At 33.3% G+C, this 17,039-nt stretch carries 13 protein-coding genes; 5 read left to right on the top strand and 8 right to left on the bottom strand.

The window, feature by feature from the left end; genetic code table 11:
* The first annotated feature begins 427 nt into the window (after positions 1-427).
* Entirely contained in the window at positions 428-919 is a 492-nt protein-coding gene (locus ACQY6M_RS08505) for a MarR family winged helix-turn-helix transcriptional regulator (RefSeq protein ID WP_428740720.1), read from the top strand.
* A 19-nt stretch (positions 920-938) separates the two neighbouring features.
* Entirely contained in the window at positions 939-2,066 is a 1,128-nt protein-coding gene (locus ACQY6M_RS08500; protein WP_428740719.1) for a serine hydrolase domain-containing protein, read from the top strand.
* Between the two features lie 31 nt (positions 2,067-2,097).
* Here the strand turns inward: ACQY6M_RS08500 and ACQY6M_RS08495 are convergent, their stop codons facing one another.
* Entirely contained in the window at positions 2,098-4,014 is a 1,917-nt protein-coding gene (locus ACQY6M_RS08495; RefSeq protein ID WP_428740718.1) for an ABC-F family ATP-binding cassette domain-containing protein, read from the bottom strand.
* 121 nt (positions 4,015-4,135) lie between these two features.
* On the opposite strand from ACQY6M_RS08495, the gene ACQY6M_RS08490 reads away from it, so the two are divergent.
* Positions 4,136-4,531, top strand: coding sequence for a DUF983 domain-containing protein (locus ACQY6M_RS08490; RefSeq protein WP_428740717.1), 396 nt, complete (start codon positions 4,136-4,138; stop codon positions 4,529-4,531).
* A gap of 88 nt (positions 4,532-4,619) precedes the next feature.
* Here ACQY6M_RS08490 and ACQY6M_RS08485 read toward each other — a convergent pair whose 3' ends face one another.
* The 7 genes from ACQY6M_RS08485 to topA all read right to left on the bottom strand — a co-directional run bounded on the left by ACQY6M_RS08485 (position 4,620) and on the right by topA (position 14,075).
* A complete protein-coding gene (locus ACQY6M_RS08485; protein ID WP_428740716.1) occupies positions 4,620-5,666 on the bottom strand; it encodes an NAD(P)/FAD-dependent oxidoreductase in 1,047 nt (348 codons plus the stop codon).
* A gap of 76 nt (positions 5,667-5,742) precedes the next feature.
* Positions 5,743-6,603 carry a gliding motility protein GldN gene (gldN, locus tag ACQY6M_RS08480; protein WP_428740715.1) on the bottom strand — a complete coding sequence of 287 codons (861 nt, stop codon included), beginning with the start codon at positions 6,601-6,603 and terminating at the stop codon, positions 5,743-5,745.
* Positions 6,604-6,622: 19 nt separating this feature from the next.
* Positions 6,623-8,158: a gliding motility protein GldM gene (gldM, locus tag ACQY6M_RS08475; protein ID WP_428740714.1), complete on the bottom strand. Its 1,536-nt coding sequence runs from the start codon at positions 8,156-8,158 to the stop codon at positions 6,623-6,625.
* A gap of 43 nt (positions 8,159-8,201) precedes the next feature.
* Positions 8,202-8,843 (bottom strand): gliding motility protein GldL, encoded by a 642-nt coding sequence (gene gldL, locus ACQY6M_RS08470; protein WP_428740713.1) that lies wholly within the window; start codon positions 8,841-8,843, stop codon positions 8,202-8,204.
* Positions 8,844-8,893: 50 nt separating this feature from the next.
* Positions 8,894-10,270 carry a gliding motility lipoprotein GldK gene (gene gldK, locus ACQY6M_RS08465; protein ID WP_428740712.1) on the bottom strand — a complete coding sequence of 459 codons (1,377 nt, stop codon included), beginning with the start codon at positions 10,268-10,270 and terminating at the stop codon, positions 8,894-8,896.
* A gap of 99 nt (positions 10,271-10,369) precedes the next feature.
* Positions 10,370-11,530, bottom strand: coding sequence for a formimidoylglutamase (locus ACQY6M_RS08460; protein WP_428740902.1), 1,161 nt, complete (start codon positions 11,528-11,530; stop codon positions 10,370-10,372).
* A 58-nt stretch (positions 11,531-11,588) separates the two neighbouring features.
* Positions 11,589-14,075, bottom strand: coding sequence for a type I DNA topoisomerase (gene topA / locus ACQY6M_RS08455; protein WP_428740711.1), 2,487 nt, complete (start codon positions 14,073-14,075; stop codon positions 11,589-11,591).
* A gap of 196 nt (positions 14,076-14,271) precedes the next feature.
* On the opposite strand from topA, the gene miaB reads away from it, so the two are divergent.
* The gene (gene miaB / locus ACQY6M_RS08450) at positions 14,272-15,726 is read left to right on the top strand and encodes a tRNA (N6-isopentenyl adenosine(37)-C2)-methylthiotransferase MiaB (protein WP_428740710.1); all 1,455 of its coding nucleotides are present in this window, start codon (positions 14,272-14,274) and stop codon (positions 15,724-15,726) included.
* A gap of 75 nt (positions 15,727-15,801) precedes the next feature.
* Positions 15,802-17,034: a sigma-54 interaction domain-containing protein gene (locus tag ACQY6M_RS08445; RefSeq protein WP_428740709.1), complete on the top strand. Its 1,233-nt coding sequence runs from the start codon at positions 15,802-15,804 to the stop codon at positions 17,032-17,034.
* The last annotated feature ends 5 nt before the right edge of the window (positions 17,035-17,039 follow it).

Below are 17,039 nucleotides of genomic sequence, written 5' to 3'. Positions count from 1 at the left end.
ATTTGTTACTAACTCTAAACACAAAGATTACTTCGTTACCACTCGCAATGATACCTTTCGTCATTCCTCCCAACGGGAAGGAAAACACTTACTGTCATCTCGAACTGGAGTGTAACGGAAGTGAGAGATCTTATTAATAGAAGTAACTCAAAACCTTAAGATTTCTCAATCGCTCATAAAATCGCTTATTAGAAATGACAAATAAAACGTCATTACGAAGGAGGAACGACTGAAGTAATCTATTCATCTCAAACTATAAATACAAAGATTGCTTAGTTACCACCCGCAATGACATCTCTCATTATTCCGAACATAGGAAGGAATCCTGTTACTTAACAGTACTAACTCAAAATAAATTATTTTTACATAGTTAACTATATAGTTTATTTTATTATTATACTTTAGCAACCATCTAATTATTATAATTATGAACAATGATTTTATAAAAGAGCTTGGATACAAAGCTTTAGACAGTAGGTTAAAAAGAATAAGCGATAGAATATCACATGATATTAGAAAAGTTTACAAAGAGTTTGAAATTGATGTAGAACCTAATTGGTATCTTATTTTTATGCTCCTTCAGAAAAAAGAAAATGTTTCAATGTCTGATATCGCTGCTAAATTAGGCTATTCACATCCTTCTATAGTTGTCATTGTAAAAAAAATGACAGAAAAAGGATATTTAAAAACAGAACAAGATAAAACAGACAAAAGAAAACAGGTTATCTCATTAACAGATAAAGCCAATGAGCTAATTCCAGAACTAAAAAAATTTTGGAATAGTTGCGAAAATGCAATCTTAAATATGATAAATAATGATTTGAGCATACTTTCTTACTTAGATAAAATAGATTTAGAGCTACAAAAAACTTCATTTCACTACAGGTTTAAACAAGAGTTCTTAAAATCAAATTACTAAACAATAAACCTTCATATTTATGATAATTCTTACAAGCTTTGACGCATTCCGTATAAAAACTAAAATAGTTCGATTAATATTGATGCTATCCATACTAACATCTTGTAGCATCAACAAAAAACCTGCTAAAACACAGAACAACATTGAAAAAATTGTAAACAAAGAACTTACTGAGTTTCTTAAAGGCTCTGAATTTTCCGCTTTATCTGGTGCCATTTATGTACATGGAAAAACCTATCAATTTCACTTTGGAAAATTAATTGATGGCACTAAACCTAACAATCAAACTCTTTATGAGATTGGCTCGTTATCAAAAACTTATGTTGGGTTACTTTTATCTCAAGCTGTTTTTGATGGAAAACTTAGTTTGGATAGTGACATTCGAGAATATCTTCCGCCTAAAAAATATTCACATTTAAAGCTTAAAAACTCACCAATGACATTACGTCATTTAGCTACACATACCTCTGGTCTCCCTGTTAATTTAAGTTGTAATGATTTGAATTTTGATGAAAAGTTTAACTGTTACAAATTATATTCTAAAGATGTTTTTTTTGACAAACTTTCTAAAACAAAACTGATTGATGAATCAGGAGAAAACTATCACTATTCAAATACTGGTATTGCCCTAATTGGGTATATTTTGGAAGATGTATACAATGATACTTACCCAAATCTTTTGAAAAAATATGTCTTTTCAAAATCAAAAGAGACAAACACTTTTTATAGACTTAACAAAAGCTCCATAAAAAAAATGGCTGTTGGTAAAAATGAAAAAGGAGAAATTATGCCTTTAGCTAGTGAATTTTACAATAGTGCTGGAGCTTTAAAGTCTAATACCAATTCTATGCTGAATTATATAAAAATGTATATGAATAGTAATGATCCAGTAGTAACACAGTCTCTAAAGTTACTTACTGAAGAAAATAACAGACTAGGAAGGGCCTTTGTTTGGAATACCTATGACTATTCTGGATCAAATCAAATGTTTTATCACAGTGGAGGAACTTTTGGTTTTTCATCTTGGATAGCGCTTTATCCTAAGAATCAAATTGGAATATTCCTTGTTACAAATGTTGCTACTTCTGACGCTCAAGAAAAACTGAATCAAATATCAAACAAAGTAATTAATGAAATAATGGAATAAAGCGCTACAAAATAAATTTATATAAAAACTACTAAAAGCTAGCCACCTGTTCCTCTACTTGCTCCCATTCTTCCATTAATTCATCTACTTTCGCTTTTTTAGCTTTGTAGTTTTCAAAGAAGTTAGGACGAGAAGATACTTCGTCGTAATTCTGAGCTAACTCTAAATCTATTTGTTCTATTTCGGCTTCCAAATTCGCTATTTGATTTTCAATTTTATTGAGCTTATTTTTTAGCTTTTTCAGCTCTTTTTCTTGCTCTTTCGATAATTGATAGGCTTCTTTTTTAGAAGTATCTTTTTCTTCTTTAACTACTGTTCTTTTTTCTGCATCACGTAAACTTTCCATTTTTTGTTGCTCTAAGAAATAATCGATATCTCCTAAATATTCTTTTATTACTCGGTCTTTAAATCCGTAAACCGTAGTGGTTAATCCTTGTAAGAAATCACGGTCGTGAGATACTACGATTAAGGTTCCATCAAAGTTTTGTAAGGCTCTTTTCAGTACATTTTTAGAAGCTATGTCTAAGTGGTTGGTAGGCTCATCCATTATCAACACGTTAAAAGGTGATAATAATAGCTTACATAACGCTAAACGGTTTCGCTCCCCTCCTGATAATACTTTTGCTTTTTTATCTACCGCTTCTCCACCAAACAAAAACGAACCTAACATATCTCGTACACGCATCCTATTACTATCGGTAGCAGCATCTTCCATAATCTCTAGCACTGTTTTCTCTGGTGGTAATTCTTCAGATTGATTCTGAGCAAAATACCCTATCTCTACATTGTGTCCGAGTTTTAAGCTTCCTTCAAACGGAATTTCACCCACCATCATCTTCGCTAAGGTAGATTTACCTTGTCCGTTTTGCCCTACAAAAGCAATTCTACTATTGCGTTCAATCAATAAATCGACATCTTTCAATACTTCTTTATCTCCGTAACTCTTGGTTAAGTTTTCGGCTTCTACAATAATTTTTCCTGGCTCTTTTGAAATTTCAAAACGAACATTCATTACTGCATTATCATCTTGATCAACTTCAATGCGCTCTACTTTTTCTAATTTTTTAATCAGCGATTGGGCCATAGTAGCTTTACTCGCTTTCGCACGGAACTTCTCTATCAGCTTTTCTGTATGTTCTATTTCCTTTTGCTGATTTTTTTGCGTTTGTAACTGCTTTTCTTTAATCTCTGCTCGTAGTTTTAAGAACTCAGAATACGGTTTTTTATAATCGTAAATCTGACCTAAAGAAATTTCTATGGTACGGTTGGTTACGTTATCTAAGAACATCTTATCATGCGATACCAATACGATAGCACCTGCATAACTTTTTAAGAAGTTTTCTAACCAGATAATAGACTCAATATCTAAGTGGTTGGTAGGCTCATCCAGTAATAAAATATCATTATTCTGAAGAAGGAGCTTTGCGAGTTCGATACGCATACGCCAACCTCCTGAAAAAGTATCTGTCAACTTATCAAAATCTTCTCGTTGAAACCCTAGACCTTGTAAAATCTTTTCAGTTTCTCCTTGGTAGTTGTATCCTCCTAACAATTCGTAGCGCTCTGTCTTCTCATTCAAATCTACCATTAATTGATGGTAGGCTTCACTTTCATAATCAGTTCTTTCAGCTAATTGCTGATTTATTTCATCTAATTCTAATTCAATTTCTTTAATCTCTGTAAATGCTTGATACGCTTCTTCTAAAATGGTTCTTCCTTGTTCAAAATCGATATCCTGACGTAAAAACCCTATGCGCACATCTTTATCAAAAGCCATCGTACCTGCACTGCTCTCTATATCTTTAGCTAAAACTTTTAATAAGGTAGATTTTCCTGCTCCATTTTTTCCAATCAATCCGATTCTGTCTCCTTTTATTAATTTAAAAGTGATACCAGAAAACAAATCCGTTCCCATAAAAGAAACTGATAAATTATGTACGTTTAACATAAAATTTTTTATGATTTATTAAGCTTTTATAACTACTGTTACAAAATACTGTTTTATTTTTGTTGAAATTTGTGCAAACTTACAAAAAGCAAATAGTTAATCGTATTAATCCCCATAAGATATGTTCGGAAAAGGAAGTAAATTATACAGTATTTTCAATAGTAAATGTCCACGTTGTCATGAAGGTGACTTTTTTAAATATAAACTCAATTTCAATCCAAAAAAAGTGACCGAATTACACGAAAATTGCCCGAAATGTAATTTGAAGTATATGATGGAACCTTCATTTTTCTTTGGTGCGATGTATGTTAACTATGCCATTGCTGTAGCTCTTTTTGTAGCTGTTTTTATTATTGCTAAAATGTTTATTGGCTTATCTATACTACAAAGTTTTATAGCAATAATAGTAGTCTCATTACTTTTTACTCCGATAACCCTACGTCTTTCAAGAATAATTTGGATTAACTTTTTTGTGAGTTATGATAAAGATGCTAAAAAATTACAAGCTGAAAAGTAGTTTATAAAATATAATAATTTCAAAACAAAATAGCTTCCTATAATTAGGAAGCTATTTTTGTATACATACATGTATTTTCACATTCGTATTATCCAAATCTTTTAATATCAATCTCACTATCTAATTTTTCGCCTTTTTCAAGGTAATTAAACAAGTTTTCGGCAACTGTTGGCGCAACCATAACTCCTCGAGTTCCTAAACCGTTTAGAACGGCTAATTGCGAATATTCTGGATGTATTCCTACCAAAGGCCTTCTATCTTTTACCGTGGGTCTAATCCCTGCTGACTGTTCAATAACTGTATACGGGACAGAAATTAGTTTTTGTAGTTTCTCTTCTAATTCTCTTTTTCCTTCTTCTGTAGGTATAGAAGTTTTATCTGTCCAATTAAATGTCGCTCCTACCTTATAACTATCATTACCCAAAGGCATAACAAAAACACTTCCTTTTAATAAAAAATTGATTTGTAATTCTGGTGCATGTATTGTGATAGTTTCTCCTTTAGTTCCATTTAATGGTAGATAATTAAAAAATGGATTTTTCTTCAACCCAAAACCTTCGCTAAACACTACTCGCTTTGCCCTAATATTATCATACTGAACACTATCATTATCAAGAGCTAATTTCTCATAGTCAAAAGCGGTTTCTACAAGATTTCCATGTGATTTTATATATTCTTTATAAGCGGTGACTAACAAAGGAGTATCAATTCTACCTGTTCCAGTCAACTCTCCAAAACCAAAATCACCAATAACACCTTCAATTCTCTCTTTTTGAACTCTTGGGTTCATATAATGAGTCAACATCGGTTTGTCTGATGATATAAACCAATTGTTTTCATCACCTATACTGGTAAACACCTTTTTGGTAGTAAAACTATAATCTAAAGTTAGATTCAACTTCTCTTCCAATCGATGATAAAAAGGCAATGCTTTTTGTAGCTGCTCATGCCCGTTCCACACAGGTGTAAAACGTTTTAAAATTACAGGGTTATATACCCCACCTGCTACCACAGAAGATACCTGAGAGGCATTCTCAAAAACCACAAAACTCTTATTGTTTTCTACCAATTGCTCTGCAAAAGCAATACCTGATAAGCCTAAACCTACAATAATATAATCGACCTCTTTATTCATACTTCAAAAGTACTATATTACAATAAAAAAGAGCTTGCAATGCAAGCTCTTTTTTGTTTGTATTGAAAAGGGAATTTTAGTAATTCCACATATCCATCTCTTTGTCACGAATGCCTTCTTTAATTCTATTCGCTTCTAATAATTGGAATAAAGAGTTTCCACGGATATAGTCTGAGATAGCTCTATCTCCATAAATGTTCTCTTCTTTAAGAATTGTAGAGTTGAAACGTCTTGCGTTTAACAAGTTGTCATAAGACAATGGTTGTGCTGAATTCTCTGGATTGAAAACCTTTGATTTGTGTAAAGTTTCTCTTGAATCTGGGAAAAATACCCAAAATAACTCATATACATTTTCTTTATCATCAATCTCTTCAACTCCCATAACTTGTACATCTGGTCCCATAGGAGCCAATGCCAATAAACGATACTTTAACTCACCTTGACGCTTATCAAAATACCACAATCCTTTTAAAAGATATCCTTTAATATCTGCTGATTGAACTGTATAAGTATCAATATAATCTCCATTCTGACGTTCATTTTTAGTCATCATTTCGATCTGCTCTATTCCTATTTTAGTAGTGAAATAAGAATCGTTATATACTTCTTTAATTTCACCATTCTTAATACCTTTTAACAAAGTATCAAATAAAGAACGTCTAGTTAACCCAGCATTCGTAGTATCAATTGGGAAATAATAAGGAAGATTTATTTTTTGATTTAAATCTACATATTCCCACACCACTTTAGACCATAACACATCTCTATCGCTAATGTAACCGTAAGGAAGTGGTTTGTCATCTTCTGAAGCTATTTGAGCTTCAGATTTAAATCCAATTTCATCTACCTTTTTAGCATTTAAAAGGTTAGCCTGTGCATTTACATAACTTGTTGCTGCAAATGCGAATAAAACCATATAAAAACGCTTCCAATTCATACTTTCTTGTTTTTACTTATTAATTTGTAATTTCTATAGCAACAGGTAACACCTTTTTTATGCTATAATTAGAGCCAGAAACTGATGCCTTGATATCAAAAATAGTAATAACATCATTTCTTCTAGCTTTAGTTAATGCTTGTTTTGCTCTAGCGTTTAATCTAGTTCCATTAACTGGGATAGCTACCTGTCCTGGTACTTTAATTTTAAAGCTAGATACATTTAATTTTAAATCGAATAAGAAATCTGGTAAACCAGCAGCAACACTAACATTACTTAAACTTGCCTTAGGCATTTTTACTGTACCGTATTGACCTCTTACCATACCTACCGCTGGTGGTATGTCTTTAATTCTAAATTTCTTTACAGAACGAACAGGTCTATCCGATCCTGCTGGTGTTCCAGTTACAGAAATATTTACTTCGCTTCCTTTACCTGGATACATTGTATATTTATCTCCACTAACTCTTTTTAAACCTGCTGCTGATGCGCTTATTTTATTACTTGGCACACCTGGAATAGATATAGTTAAAGGGTTAGCTAAACCACGATATACAACATTCATTTTATCTGCTGAAACTAATGCTTCATTTGGTCTAGGAATTACAGCATACGCTCCTTTGATATCAATCTTAACGATAGAATCTCCTTCTTTGAATTGGAACTCACCCTTTAATTCTTTATCTCCAACATTACCAGCTGGTCCATCTAAAATTACTTGTCCTGCTTGAATTTTCTCCTTGTCAATTTCTTCACCATTAACAATTACTTTCTCTGCAGTTAAGTTTGGATCTTTCTTACCTAAAACGATTTTTCCTGATAAGTTTTCTCCTGGATAGTATGCGCTTTTGTCGAAAACAACCATCGCCTCATACTTTGTCATAGAAACAGCACTTTGTAATTCTCCTTGTAATAAAGCTGACAATGCATCTGATTCAGTTGCTTTAATATCTGCTTGAATCTGTGTAAACTTAGTTAAAGATGCAATTAAAGGGAATCCTTCGTAGTGATACTTTAACCATTCTACTTTTCTTCCTTCTTTATCAGTAACCTTATCCGTACTAAAACGAGCTTTTACTACATCTGCTACTTCTGTTCCTTCTAAAAGAGATACTGCCTCATTTCTGAATCCGTCAATCTTAGAAAGGAATTCCTTACCTGCTGGAGTAATTACTCCTCCTTTAAAGAATAACTCGTCTAAAAATTTAGACTTATCCATTGTTTCGTATGCTTTTTGATCTTTTAAATCACCTGTCATTTGTGATTTTAAATCTCCTACGTAAGCATATAACTCATCTGCAGCAACTTTTAACTTATCGGTCTTTTCTTTCGCTTTACCGTACTGCATAGCTTGCTCAGCTGCTTTATCAGCTAAGGTTTTGTAAGCTAGTGTGTTTTTTTCAGTTGCTTTTGTATTAGCTTCAGTTAATTTTTCATTCATTAATCCGAAGGCAGATAACACTTCTTTACTCATATTCATTGCTAACATTGCAATAAATACTAAGTACATCAGGTTAATCATCTTCTGCCTTGGTGATAGTTTTCCTCCTGCCATATTAATCAGTTTATTTTGTTAATAAATTAGATAAACTAATTAATTAGTTCTTGTTAGACATTGCAGATAACATTCCACCATATACTCCGTTTAATGAAGATAAGTTTGTTGCTAAAGACTGCATTTGCTCTTGTAAACGTTGAGAATTTTCTACCATTGCAGAGTTTAAATCAGCTTGCTTACTAGCATTTTCAACTTGCGTTTGATATAAGCTGTTTAATGACTCCATTTGAGCTGCTGCTCTAGACATTTGCTCATTGTAACTATTTGTTGCAGAAATTGATTGAGAAGCTGATGCTAAAGGCTCTACTGCTCCTTGGAAATTTTTGATGCTATCTCCTAAACGAGATACTAATTGAGCATCTAATTTAGCTTCACTTAAAATATTATCTAATTTTTGAGATAATAAACTTTGAGCTTCAGCTGGAGTTGCTTCTTTAGCTTTTTTCCCTGTTGATTGTCCGTCAGCTAATTCTGGATACACTTTAGTCCAATCTAAATCTTCTTCAACCGCTTCGAAAGCAGATAACGCGAATACTAATGCTTCTGTTATCATACCTATAATTAACATTTCATTACCTAATGGCCAGTGTAAGATCTTGAATAGTGCTCCAAGGATTACCACAGAAGCTCCTAAACCATAAGCCATGTTAAATAATTTCTTAGTTGATTTTGATTGTGCCATAATTTTTAATTTTTGGGGATTAATATTTATTCTTGTTTATACTCTAAATTTTAGTTGCTTTTGTTTACACCTAAGTAATCTTGTACTGTTCTAAACCCGATGTAACTTCTAGCAGTATCAGCATATTCCCAGTCACGAGAACTCACTTCTAAGAAATAAGCTACATCTTTCCAAGATCCTCCACGTATAATTTTTCTTCTATTTTCTTTGATCTCAACATTCGGGTTCATTGTAGACCCCATGTAATAAGACATTTGGTTATATGCTGTATTTGTCCATTCAGAAACGTTACCTGCCATATTGAATAATCCATACTCATTCGGGTTATATGACATTGCTTCCACTGTATACAAAGCTCCATCCGCTGCATAATCTCCACGCACTGGTTTAAAGTTTGCTAAGAAACAACCTCTATCACTTGTTGTACTTGGTCCACCCCAAGGGTACTTCCCATAGTCAAGTCCTCCACGAGCTGCATATTCCCACTCAGCCTCTGTTGGTAGTCTAAACGCAGGTACTAAACCTAACTTTCTTCTTGAACGTTGGTAGCTATTTTTTGTTTGAGTTCTCCAGTGACAAAAAGCTTTTGCTTGATTCCAAGTTACACCTACAACTGGATAATTTTCATATGCTTTATGCGCAAAATATTCTTGATGCATTGGATCGTTATATGAGTAATTAAAATCTTTAATCCAAACTGTGGTATCTGGATAAATATTGATTACCTCATCTTTCAAGAAATCTTTTCTATTCTTTCCTGTTCTAGCCGCAGCTTCATTATCGAACCAATAATATCTATAATTTAACAACTTAGGGTTAAATGTTCTGATACCGTTTAATGCTTCATCCTTTTTTATATATAAAGAGTCCATTACCTCTACATAATCTGCATCTGGATATTCTTGTGAATTCCACACTATTTCTTCTTTCCAATTTAATGGTTTTAAAGAATCCAAGCCTTCTCCTAATTCATAGTAGTTTTCACGCATATATCTTTCATATGCTGTTTCATTTACCGTATCTTTTGAAGCAAATGCATACAATTGAATCCCTTTAGCATTCTTTCCTGAATTATCTGAATCTCCTCCTGCTGAAGCAAATTCAGCTTGATATGCCAACTTTGTTCTAGTTATCGAATCTCTTACCCAATGTACAAACGCTTTGTATTCACTATTTGTTATTTCTGTCTCATCCATATAAAAAGGCTGAACAGTAACAGTTTTAGTTGGCGCATTCATAGCTCCTAAAGGATCTTCATCTTGCTTACCCATAGTAAACGACCCTCCTGGTATTTTAACCATTCCATATGGTTTTTCAGCAAACCATTTTCTTTTAGATTTTGCTCCAACTAATTCTCCTCTATCTCCACTCGAACCACACGAGTAGATAACAGATACTAACAATGCAAATGCTGCTATTTTTTTCATACTATATCTTTTCTTATAAAAGAGGCGTAAACCTATTATTTTTTTCATTAAAAAACAATCACGATCTATTATTTTTAAACGTTTAAACATAACTCTTTGCTAAACAAGCTTTTGCAAAGCTTTATACCATCTTTCTGGTGTTTTTTGTTGTAACGCTTGCTCATAATCTCGATAGTTACAAGGTATTAACGCATGTCTTTTGTGTTTATTATTTGATATTAAATTTATTTCCATCCACCAACGACCACTTTTATCACTTTTATAAAAGTTTATAGGGTCATCATCACTTAAAAGAACTGTGAATTTTTGGTAATTTTCTTTGGTTACAAATGGGTAATCTTTGGCTCTTGAATTAACTCCTTCAATAAAATACCAAATCATTTGTGCTATTAAACTTGCCGTTTGTCCATTTGAATCATACTTATTATTGTATTCATATATTCCAAATGAAGTAACCTTATCGCTAATTCCTGCATAACGTGCTATTGCACAAATTTCTTCTCCATAAAAACCATTTGGTGATGCATTTTTATTTGCTGGAGCTTCACTTTGGCGAATACTTCCTAAATCTATACTAACAATATCTGCATCACGCATTATTGGTTCTACCAAAGTAATGTCTTTTACCTCACCTAACCTGTAAGCATCAAAATACAACTTGTCTAACAATTCTATTTCTTCTTGTGAGTTGAAATAGGTTTGATACCCTATATTACTAAAATTAAACAGGTTATTAGGTTCTTCCATCACTATCCTGCTCACATACGATTTAGACGTTAACTCTTCTTCTAACGAACCTAAATCAAATCGGCTATCGACCGTTACTAAATTAACGGTTTGTTCTAAATTATCGTATGCTCTATAATTAGCATAAGTAATATCTTGACCTCCACCTATTATAATAGGTAGGATATTTTTTTTTAGTAAAAATTCTACGGATGACTTAACTGCAAAATAGGTGTCCTCTAAGGTACTCCCTCTTTCAATATTTCCTAAATCTGCTATTGGCACATGCCAATTCCCCGGAAATAATTGATATAAATGTTTACGGATTTCGTGTAAATCTTTTCCACACCCATGATTATCTACAGCTCCTCTATCATCTTTTACTCCTAAAATAGCTATAGAAATCCCTGCTAAATCTGGAAAACCATTTTGAACAGTATGAAGTTGAACTTTTTTACCTAGCACAGAAGAAGACTGTAATATCGCATGCGCAACTACAGATTCTTCAATGGGGGTAAAGAAATCAATGTTCATCATTAGGGGAATTTTGAGAGCCGCAATATACTAAACTATTTTTTTTATCAAAGCTTCTTTATTTTTTTTTGGTCGCTTTCTTTTTAACAGTTTTCTTTTTAGGTGTTTTAGCTTCAATTAGCTTAACAGCCTCCTCTTGAGTAAATTTCTCTATCTCTGTAGTTTTTGGGAGTTCAACTTTTATTTTCCCTTTAATTACATTGAAACGACCCCAGCGCGCCTTCTCTACTCGAATACCTACTTCTTCAAAATTATGAATTAATTTTTCACGCTCTTTCTTCTTTTTATCTTCTATTAACTCTTCTAAATCTGACTGAGTTAAATTGTCAAAATCATACTTTTTATTTACGTTGATAAAAATAGAATTCCATTTAATAAAAGGTCCAAAACGTCCAACTCCTTTTTGAATAGGCATTCCTTCATATTCTCCAACAGGAGCATCAGCTTTGCGTTTAGCTTCAATTAATTCGATAGCTCTATCCATATCAACTGACATAGGATTTTCGTCTTTATCTAAAGACACATACTTTCCATCAAACTTAATATAAGGCCCAAAACGACCATTAGCTACTTCAACTTCACTACCTTCATAGTTACCTAAAACTTTCGGCAACTTGAACAAATCCATTGCCTCTTCATAAGTAATAGAATTCATGGTTTGTTCTCCTTGTAAACTTGCAAAACGTGGTTTTTCTTCATCGGTTGCCTCTCCTATCTGAACCATTGCTCCATAACGTCCTAAACGCACATATACATTTTTCCCGCTCTCAGGATCAACTCCTAACAAACGTTCTCCTTTCGCTCTTTCGGCATTCTCAGCAACATCTTCTACTACAACATGAAAGTTTTTGTAGAAATCTTTAATCATTGCAGTCCAATCTTCTTTTCCTTCTGCGATATCGTCAAACTCGTTTTCTACTTTAGCTGTGAAACCGTAATCTAAAATTGTTTCGAAATTAGCCACTAAGAAATCGTTTACGATATTCCCTATATCTGTCGGTACTAATTTCCCTTTATCAGAACCTACGCGTTCAGTTAAAACTTGCTCTGATACTATTTGATTCGCTAAACTTAACTGTGTATAGTTTCTTTCTTTTCCTTCGACAGTTCCTTTCTCAACATATTCTCTTCTTTGAATCGTTGAAATTGTTGGTGCATAAGTAGAAGGACGACCAATACCTAACTCCTCTAATTGTTTTACCAAAGCCGCTTCGGTATATCTTGCTGGCGGACGTGTATAACGTTCTGTTGCAGTAATCAATTCGTTTATCAACGATTCATTTACTTCCATTTTAGGCAACATTCCCGCTTGTTCTTCATCTTCATTATCGGTTCCTTCTAAATACACTTTTAAGAAACCTTCAAAAGTAATTACCTCTCCATTAGCTGTAAACTGCTTCTTGTTCTTAGTATTGTCAATTTTTACAACTGTACGCTCTAATTGTGCTTCACTCATTTGTGAAGCTAGAGTACGTTTCCAAATCAAGCTATATAACCTATCTTGATCGTAATCTACAGAAACCTCGTGACGTTTCATATCTGTAGGACGAATTGCCTCGTGTGCCTCTTGTGCTCCTTTTGTTTTAGTAGAAAAATTACGTGGCTTACTATACTCCTTTCCATAAGAAGCTGTAATTTCTTCCTGTGCTGCATTTATAGCGTCATCAGATAAATTAACACTATCAGTTCTCATATAGGTTATCAATCCCGCCTCATATAAACGTTGCGCAATCATCATTGTTTTTGCTACAGGAAAACCTAATTTTCTAGATGCCTCCTGTTGCAATGTTGAAGTTGTAAATGGTGGAGCCGGTGATTTTTTAGCTGGTTTTTGTTGTAAATCAGCTACAGAAAACGCAGCATCAGTACAAGAGTTTAAGAATTTTTCTGCTTCCTCTTTCGTTGAAAAATTCTTAGCCAACTTAGCTTTAAACTTTTTTCCTTCGGCATTTATAAATTCTGCATCTACTCTGTAAGAAGCTTCTGTTTCAAAATTTTCAATTTCACGTTCGCGCTCTACAATTAAACGAACTGCTACTGACTGCACTCTACCTGCTGATAAACCTGGTTTTACTTTTCTCCATAATACCGGAGATAGTTCATAACCTACAATTCTATCTAATACACGTCGCGCTTGTTGCGCATCTACTAAGTTATAGTTAATGGTACGTGGATTTTCAATAGCTTTTAAAATTGCTTGTTTTGTAATTGAGTTAAAAACAATACGTTTGGTATTTTCTTCCTTTAGTTTTAATTGCTCTGCTAAGTGCCACGCAATAGCTTCTCCCTCACGATCCTCATCGGAAGCTAACCACACTGTTTCTGCTTTCTTTGCTAAATCTTTTAGTTTTTTTACTACCGCCTTTTTATCGGTAGAAACTATATATTTTGGTTTAAAATCTCCTTCAACATTCACCCCTAATTCTTTAGAAGGTAAATCTGCTATGTGCCCAAAGCTCGATTCAACCTGAAAATCTTTCCCTAAAAACTTTTCTATTGTTTTTGCCTTAGCAGGTGACTCAACTATTACTAAATTTTTTGCCATACGTCTTTATCTCATTATCACTTTATACCTTATAATATAGGCATACTTCAGTTTGCAAAAGTATATAGTTTTTTTTTAATGGTTACTTTTTAGCAAAACTTTACCTTTTATTATATAAAACTATCCATGTCAATTTGTCACAAATCACACTTTTTGGTTGTATATTTGCACCCTATTTAGCACGATTTTAGGATTTATGGAACACGTAGAAAAAATAATTGATGAGAAAAAACAAGGAAAAGCCCTTGTTACAGAACACAAAGAAGGTAACAACAAAAAGCTTTTTATAGAAAGCTATGGTTGTCAAATGAATATGAACGATAGCGAAATTGTGGCGTCAATTTTAGCAGAACAAGGTTTTAACACCACTCAAAATTTAGAAGATGCTGATTTAGTATTGGTAAACACCTGCTCTATTCGTGAAAAAGCAGAAACAACAGTTCGTAACAGACTGCAAAAATACAACGCTGTTAAAAAAGTGAATCCAACTATGAAAGTTGGTGTACTAGGTTGTATGGCAGAGCGATTAAAAGAGAAATTTTTAGAGGAAGAAAAAATTGTTGATTTAGTCGTAGGACCAGATGCTTACCGTGATTTACCAAATCTAATCGAAGAGGTTGATGCTGGACGTGATGCTGTAAACGTAATCTTATCAAAAGAGGAAACCTATGCTGATGTTTCTCCTGTACGTTTAAACTCAAACGGAGTTTCTGCCTTTGTATCTATTACTCGTGGTTGTGACAATATGTGTACATTCTGTGTAGTTCCATTTACTCGTGGTCGTGAGCGTAGTCGTGATCCAAAGAGTATCATTGAAGAAATCCGTAGTATGCAAGAAAAAAACTTCAAGGAAATTACTTTGTTAGGTCAAAATGTTGATTCCTATTTATGGTATGGTGGTGGATTGAAAAAAGATTTCAAAAAAGCTTCTGAATTAGCACAGGCTTCTGCAGTAGATTTCGCTCAATTGTTAGATATGTGCGCTACTGAGTTCCCTAAAATGCGTTTCCGTTTTTCTACTTCGAATCCACAGGATATGACATTAGATGTAATTCATGTAATGGCAAAACACAAAAATATTTGTAAATACATCCACTTGCCTGTTCAAAGTGGAAGTAACGCAATGTTAAAAGCTATGAACCGTCAACATACTCGTGAAGAATATATGGAGTTGGTTGATAATATTTACAAAATTATCCCTGAAATGGCATTAAGTCAGGATATGATTTCTGGTTTCTGTGGAGAAACAGAGCAAGACCATCAAGACACCTTAGATTTGATGCGTCATGTAAAATATAGTTTCGGATTTATGTTCGCATACTCTGAAAGACCAGGAACGCTTGCAGCTAAAAAAATGGAAGATGATGTTCCTTTAGATATTAAAAAACGTCGCTTACAAGAAATCATAGATTTACAACAAGAACATAGCTTATACAGATCTAAAGAGCATGTTGGCCAAGTTCAAGAAGTATTAATTGAAGGAACATCAAAAAAGAATCCTAACGAATGGAAAGGTCGTAATACACAAAATACCGTGGTAGTTTTCCCTAAAGAAAATTATAAAATGGGTGATTTTGTAAATGTTCGTATTGACGGCTGTACAAGTACCACTTTACTAGGTACCCCAGTTGGATATTCTGACAATAATTAATTTAGACATATAAGAGTCAAAATCAGGATACATTTTCTAGATTCTTGACTCTAAAAATCTTGATTCAAAAAATAAATGGAAAACCTACAAGCTATAAAACAACGCTTCGGTATTATTGGTAACGATATACACTTAAATCGCGCTATTGAGAAAGCGATTCGTGTTGCTCCTACCGATATTTCAGTACTTGTTACTGGAGAAAGTGGTGTTGGAAAAGAAAATATCCCAAGAATTATTCATCAATTATCACACAGAAAACATGCAAAATATATTGCGGTAAACTGTGGTGCCATTCCTGAAGGAACCATTGATAGTGAATTATTCGGGCATGAAAAAGGTGCTTTTACTGGTGCCACACAAACCCGAAAAGGATATTTTGAAGTAGCAGATGGCGGAACCATTTTTTTAGACGAAGTGGGCGAATTACCCCTAACTACTCAAGTACGTTTATTACGTGTATTAGAAAATGGTGAGTTTATTAAAGTAGGTTCTTCACAAGTACAAAAAACAAACGTACGTATTGTAGCTGCAACTAATGTAAATATGCATGAGGCAATTGCTAAAGAAAAGTTTCGTGAAGACTTGTATTACCGTTTGAGTACCATAGAAATTCCTTTGCCTTCCTTAAGAGATCGTGGAGAAGACATTCATCTATTATTCAGAAAATTTGCTGCTGATTTCGCTCAGAAATATAGAATGCCAACCATTCGACTAGACGAAAACGCTGTAAAAATCTTATTGAATTATAGCTATCCAGGTAACATTCGCCAATTAAAAAACATTGCTGAACAAATATCAATAGTTGAAGAAAACAGGTTAATTACACCTGAAAAACTATTACAATATTTACCTAAAAACCGTAGTAATTTACCTGCTGTTATCGGAGGGAAATCAAGTAGTCAATCAGATTTTGCAAACGAACGAGATATTATGTACAAAATCTTATTCGATATGCGAAACGATATTAACGACTTAAAAAAGTTAACTCTTGATTTGATGCAAAGTGGCAATTCTGAACAAGTTCAAGAAGATAATCATCGATTAATTGAGCGCATTTACCAAGATCAAGATTTACCAGAAGTTTCAAATGTTGAAGTAGTTCAAATTCCAAAAGCTTCACCACCTCAAGATGATTATGATTATGCTGAAACTATTGAAGAAGATGAAAGCTTATCATTACAAGACAAAGAAATTGAAATGATACGAAAATCACTTGAAAAGAATAACGGAAAACGAAAACTAGCCGCTAAAGAACTAGGAATTTCTGAAAGAACTTTATACCGAAAAATTAAACAATATGATTTATAATTCTC

Source organism: Tenacibaculum sp., assembly GCF_050290165.1.
Classification (GTDB): Bacteria; Bacteroidota; Bacteroidia; order Flavobacteriales; family Flavobacteriaceae; genus Polaribacter.
Note: the sequence above shows the minus strand (reverse complement) of the source record. Positions and strands in the feature narration are given on the sequence as shown.

Coding starts and splice junctions, on each gene's coding strand:
- ACQY6M_RS08505 (WP_428740720.1), top strand. CDS start 428: ATGAACAATGATTTTATAAAAGAGCTTGGATACAAAGCTTTAGACAGT.
- ACQY6M_RS08500 (WP_428740719.1), top strand. CDS start 939: ATGATAATTCTTACAAGCTTTGACGCATTCCGTATAAAAACTAAAATA.
- ACQY6M_RS08495 (WP_428740718.1), bottom strand. CDS start 4,014: ATGTTAAACGTACATAATTTATCAGTTTCTTTTATGGGAACGGATTTG.
- ACQY6M_RS08490 (WP_428740717.1), top strand. CDS start 4,136: ATGTTCGGAAAAGGAAGTAAATTATACAGTATTTTCAATAGTAAATGT.
- ACQY6M_RS08485 (WP_428740716.1), bottom strand. CDS start 5,666: ATGAATAAAGAGGTCGATTATATTATTGTAGGTTTAGGCTTATCAGGT.
- gldN (WP_428740715.1), bottom strand. CDS start 6,603: ATGAATTGGAAGCGTTTTTATATGGTTTTATTCGCATTTGCAGCAACA.
- gldM (WP_428740714.1), bottom strand. CDS start 8,158: ATGGCAGGAGGAAAACTATCACCAAGGCAGAAGATGATTAACCTGATG.
- gldL (WP_428740713.1), bottom strand. CDS start 8,843: ATGGCACAATCAAAATCAACTAAGAAATTATTTAACATGGCTTATGGT.
- gldK (WP_428740712.1), bottom strand. CDS start 10,270: ATGAAAAAAATAGCAGCATTTGCATTGTTAGTATCTGTTATCTACTCG.
- ACQY6M_RS08460 (WP_428740902.1), bottom strand. CDS start 11,530: ATGAACATTGATTTCTTTACCCCCATTGAAGAATCTGTAGTTGCGCAT.
- topA (WP_428740711.1), bottom strand. CDS start 14,075: ATGGCAAAAAATTTAGTAATAGTTGAGTCACCTGCTAAGGCAAAAACA.
- miaB (WP_428740710.1), top strand. CDS start 14,272: ATGGAACACGTAGAAAAAATAATTGATGAGAAAAAACAAGGAAAAGCC.
- ACQY6M_RS08445 (WP_428740709.1), top strand. CDS start 15,802: ATGGAAAACCTACAAGCTATAAAACAACGCTTCGGTATTATTGGTAAC.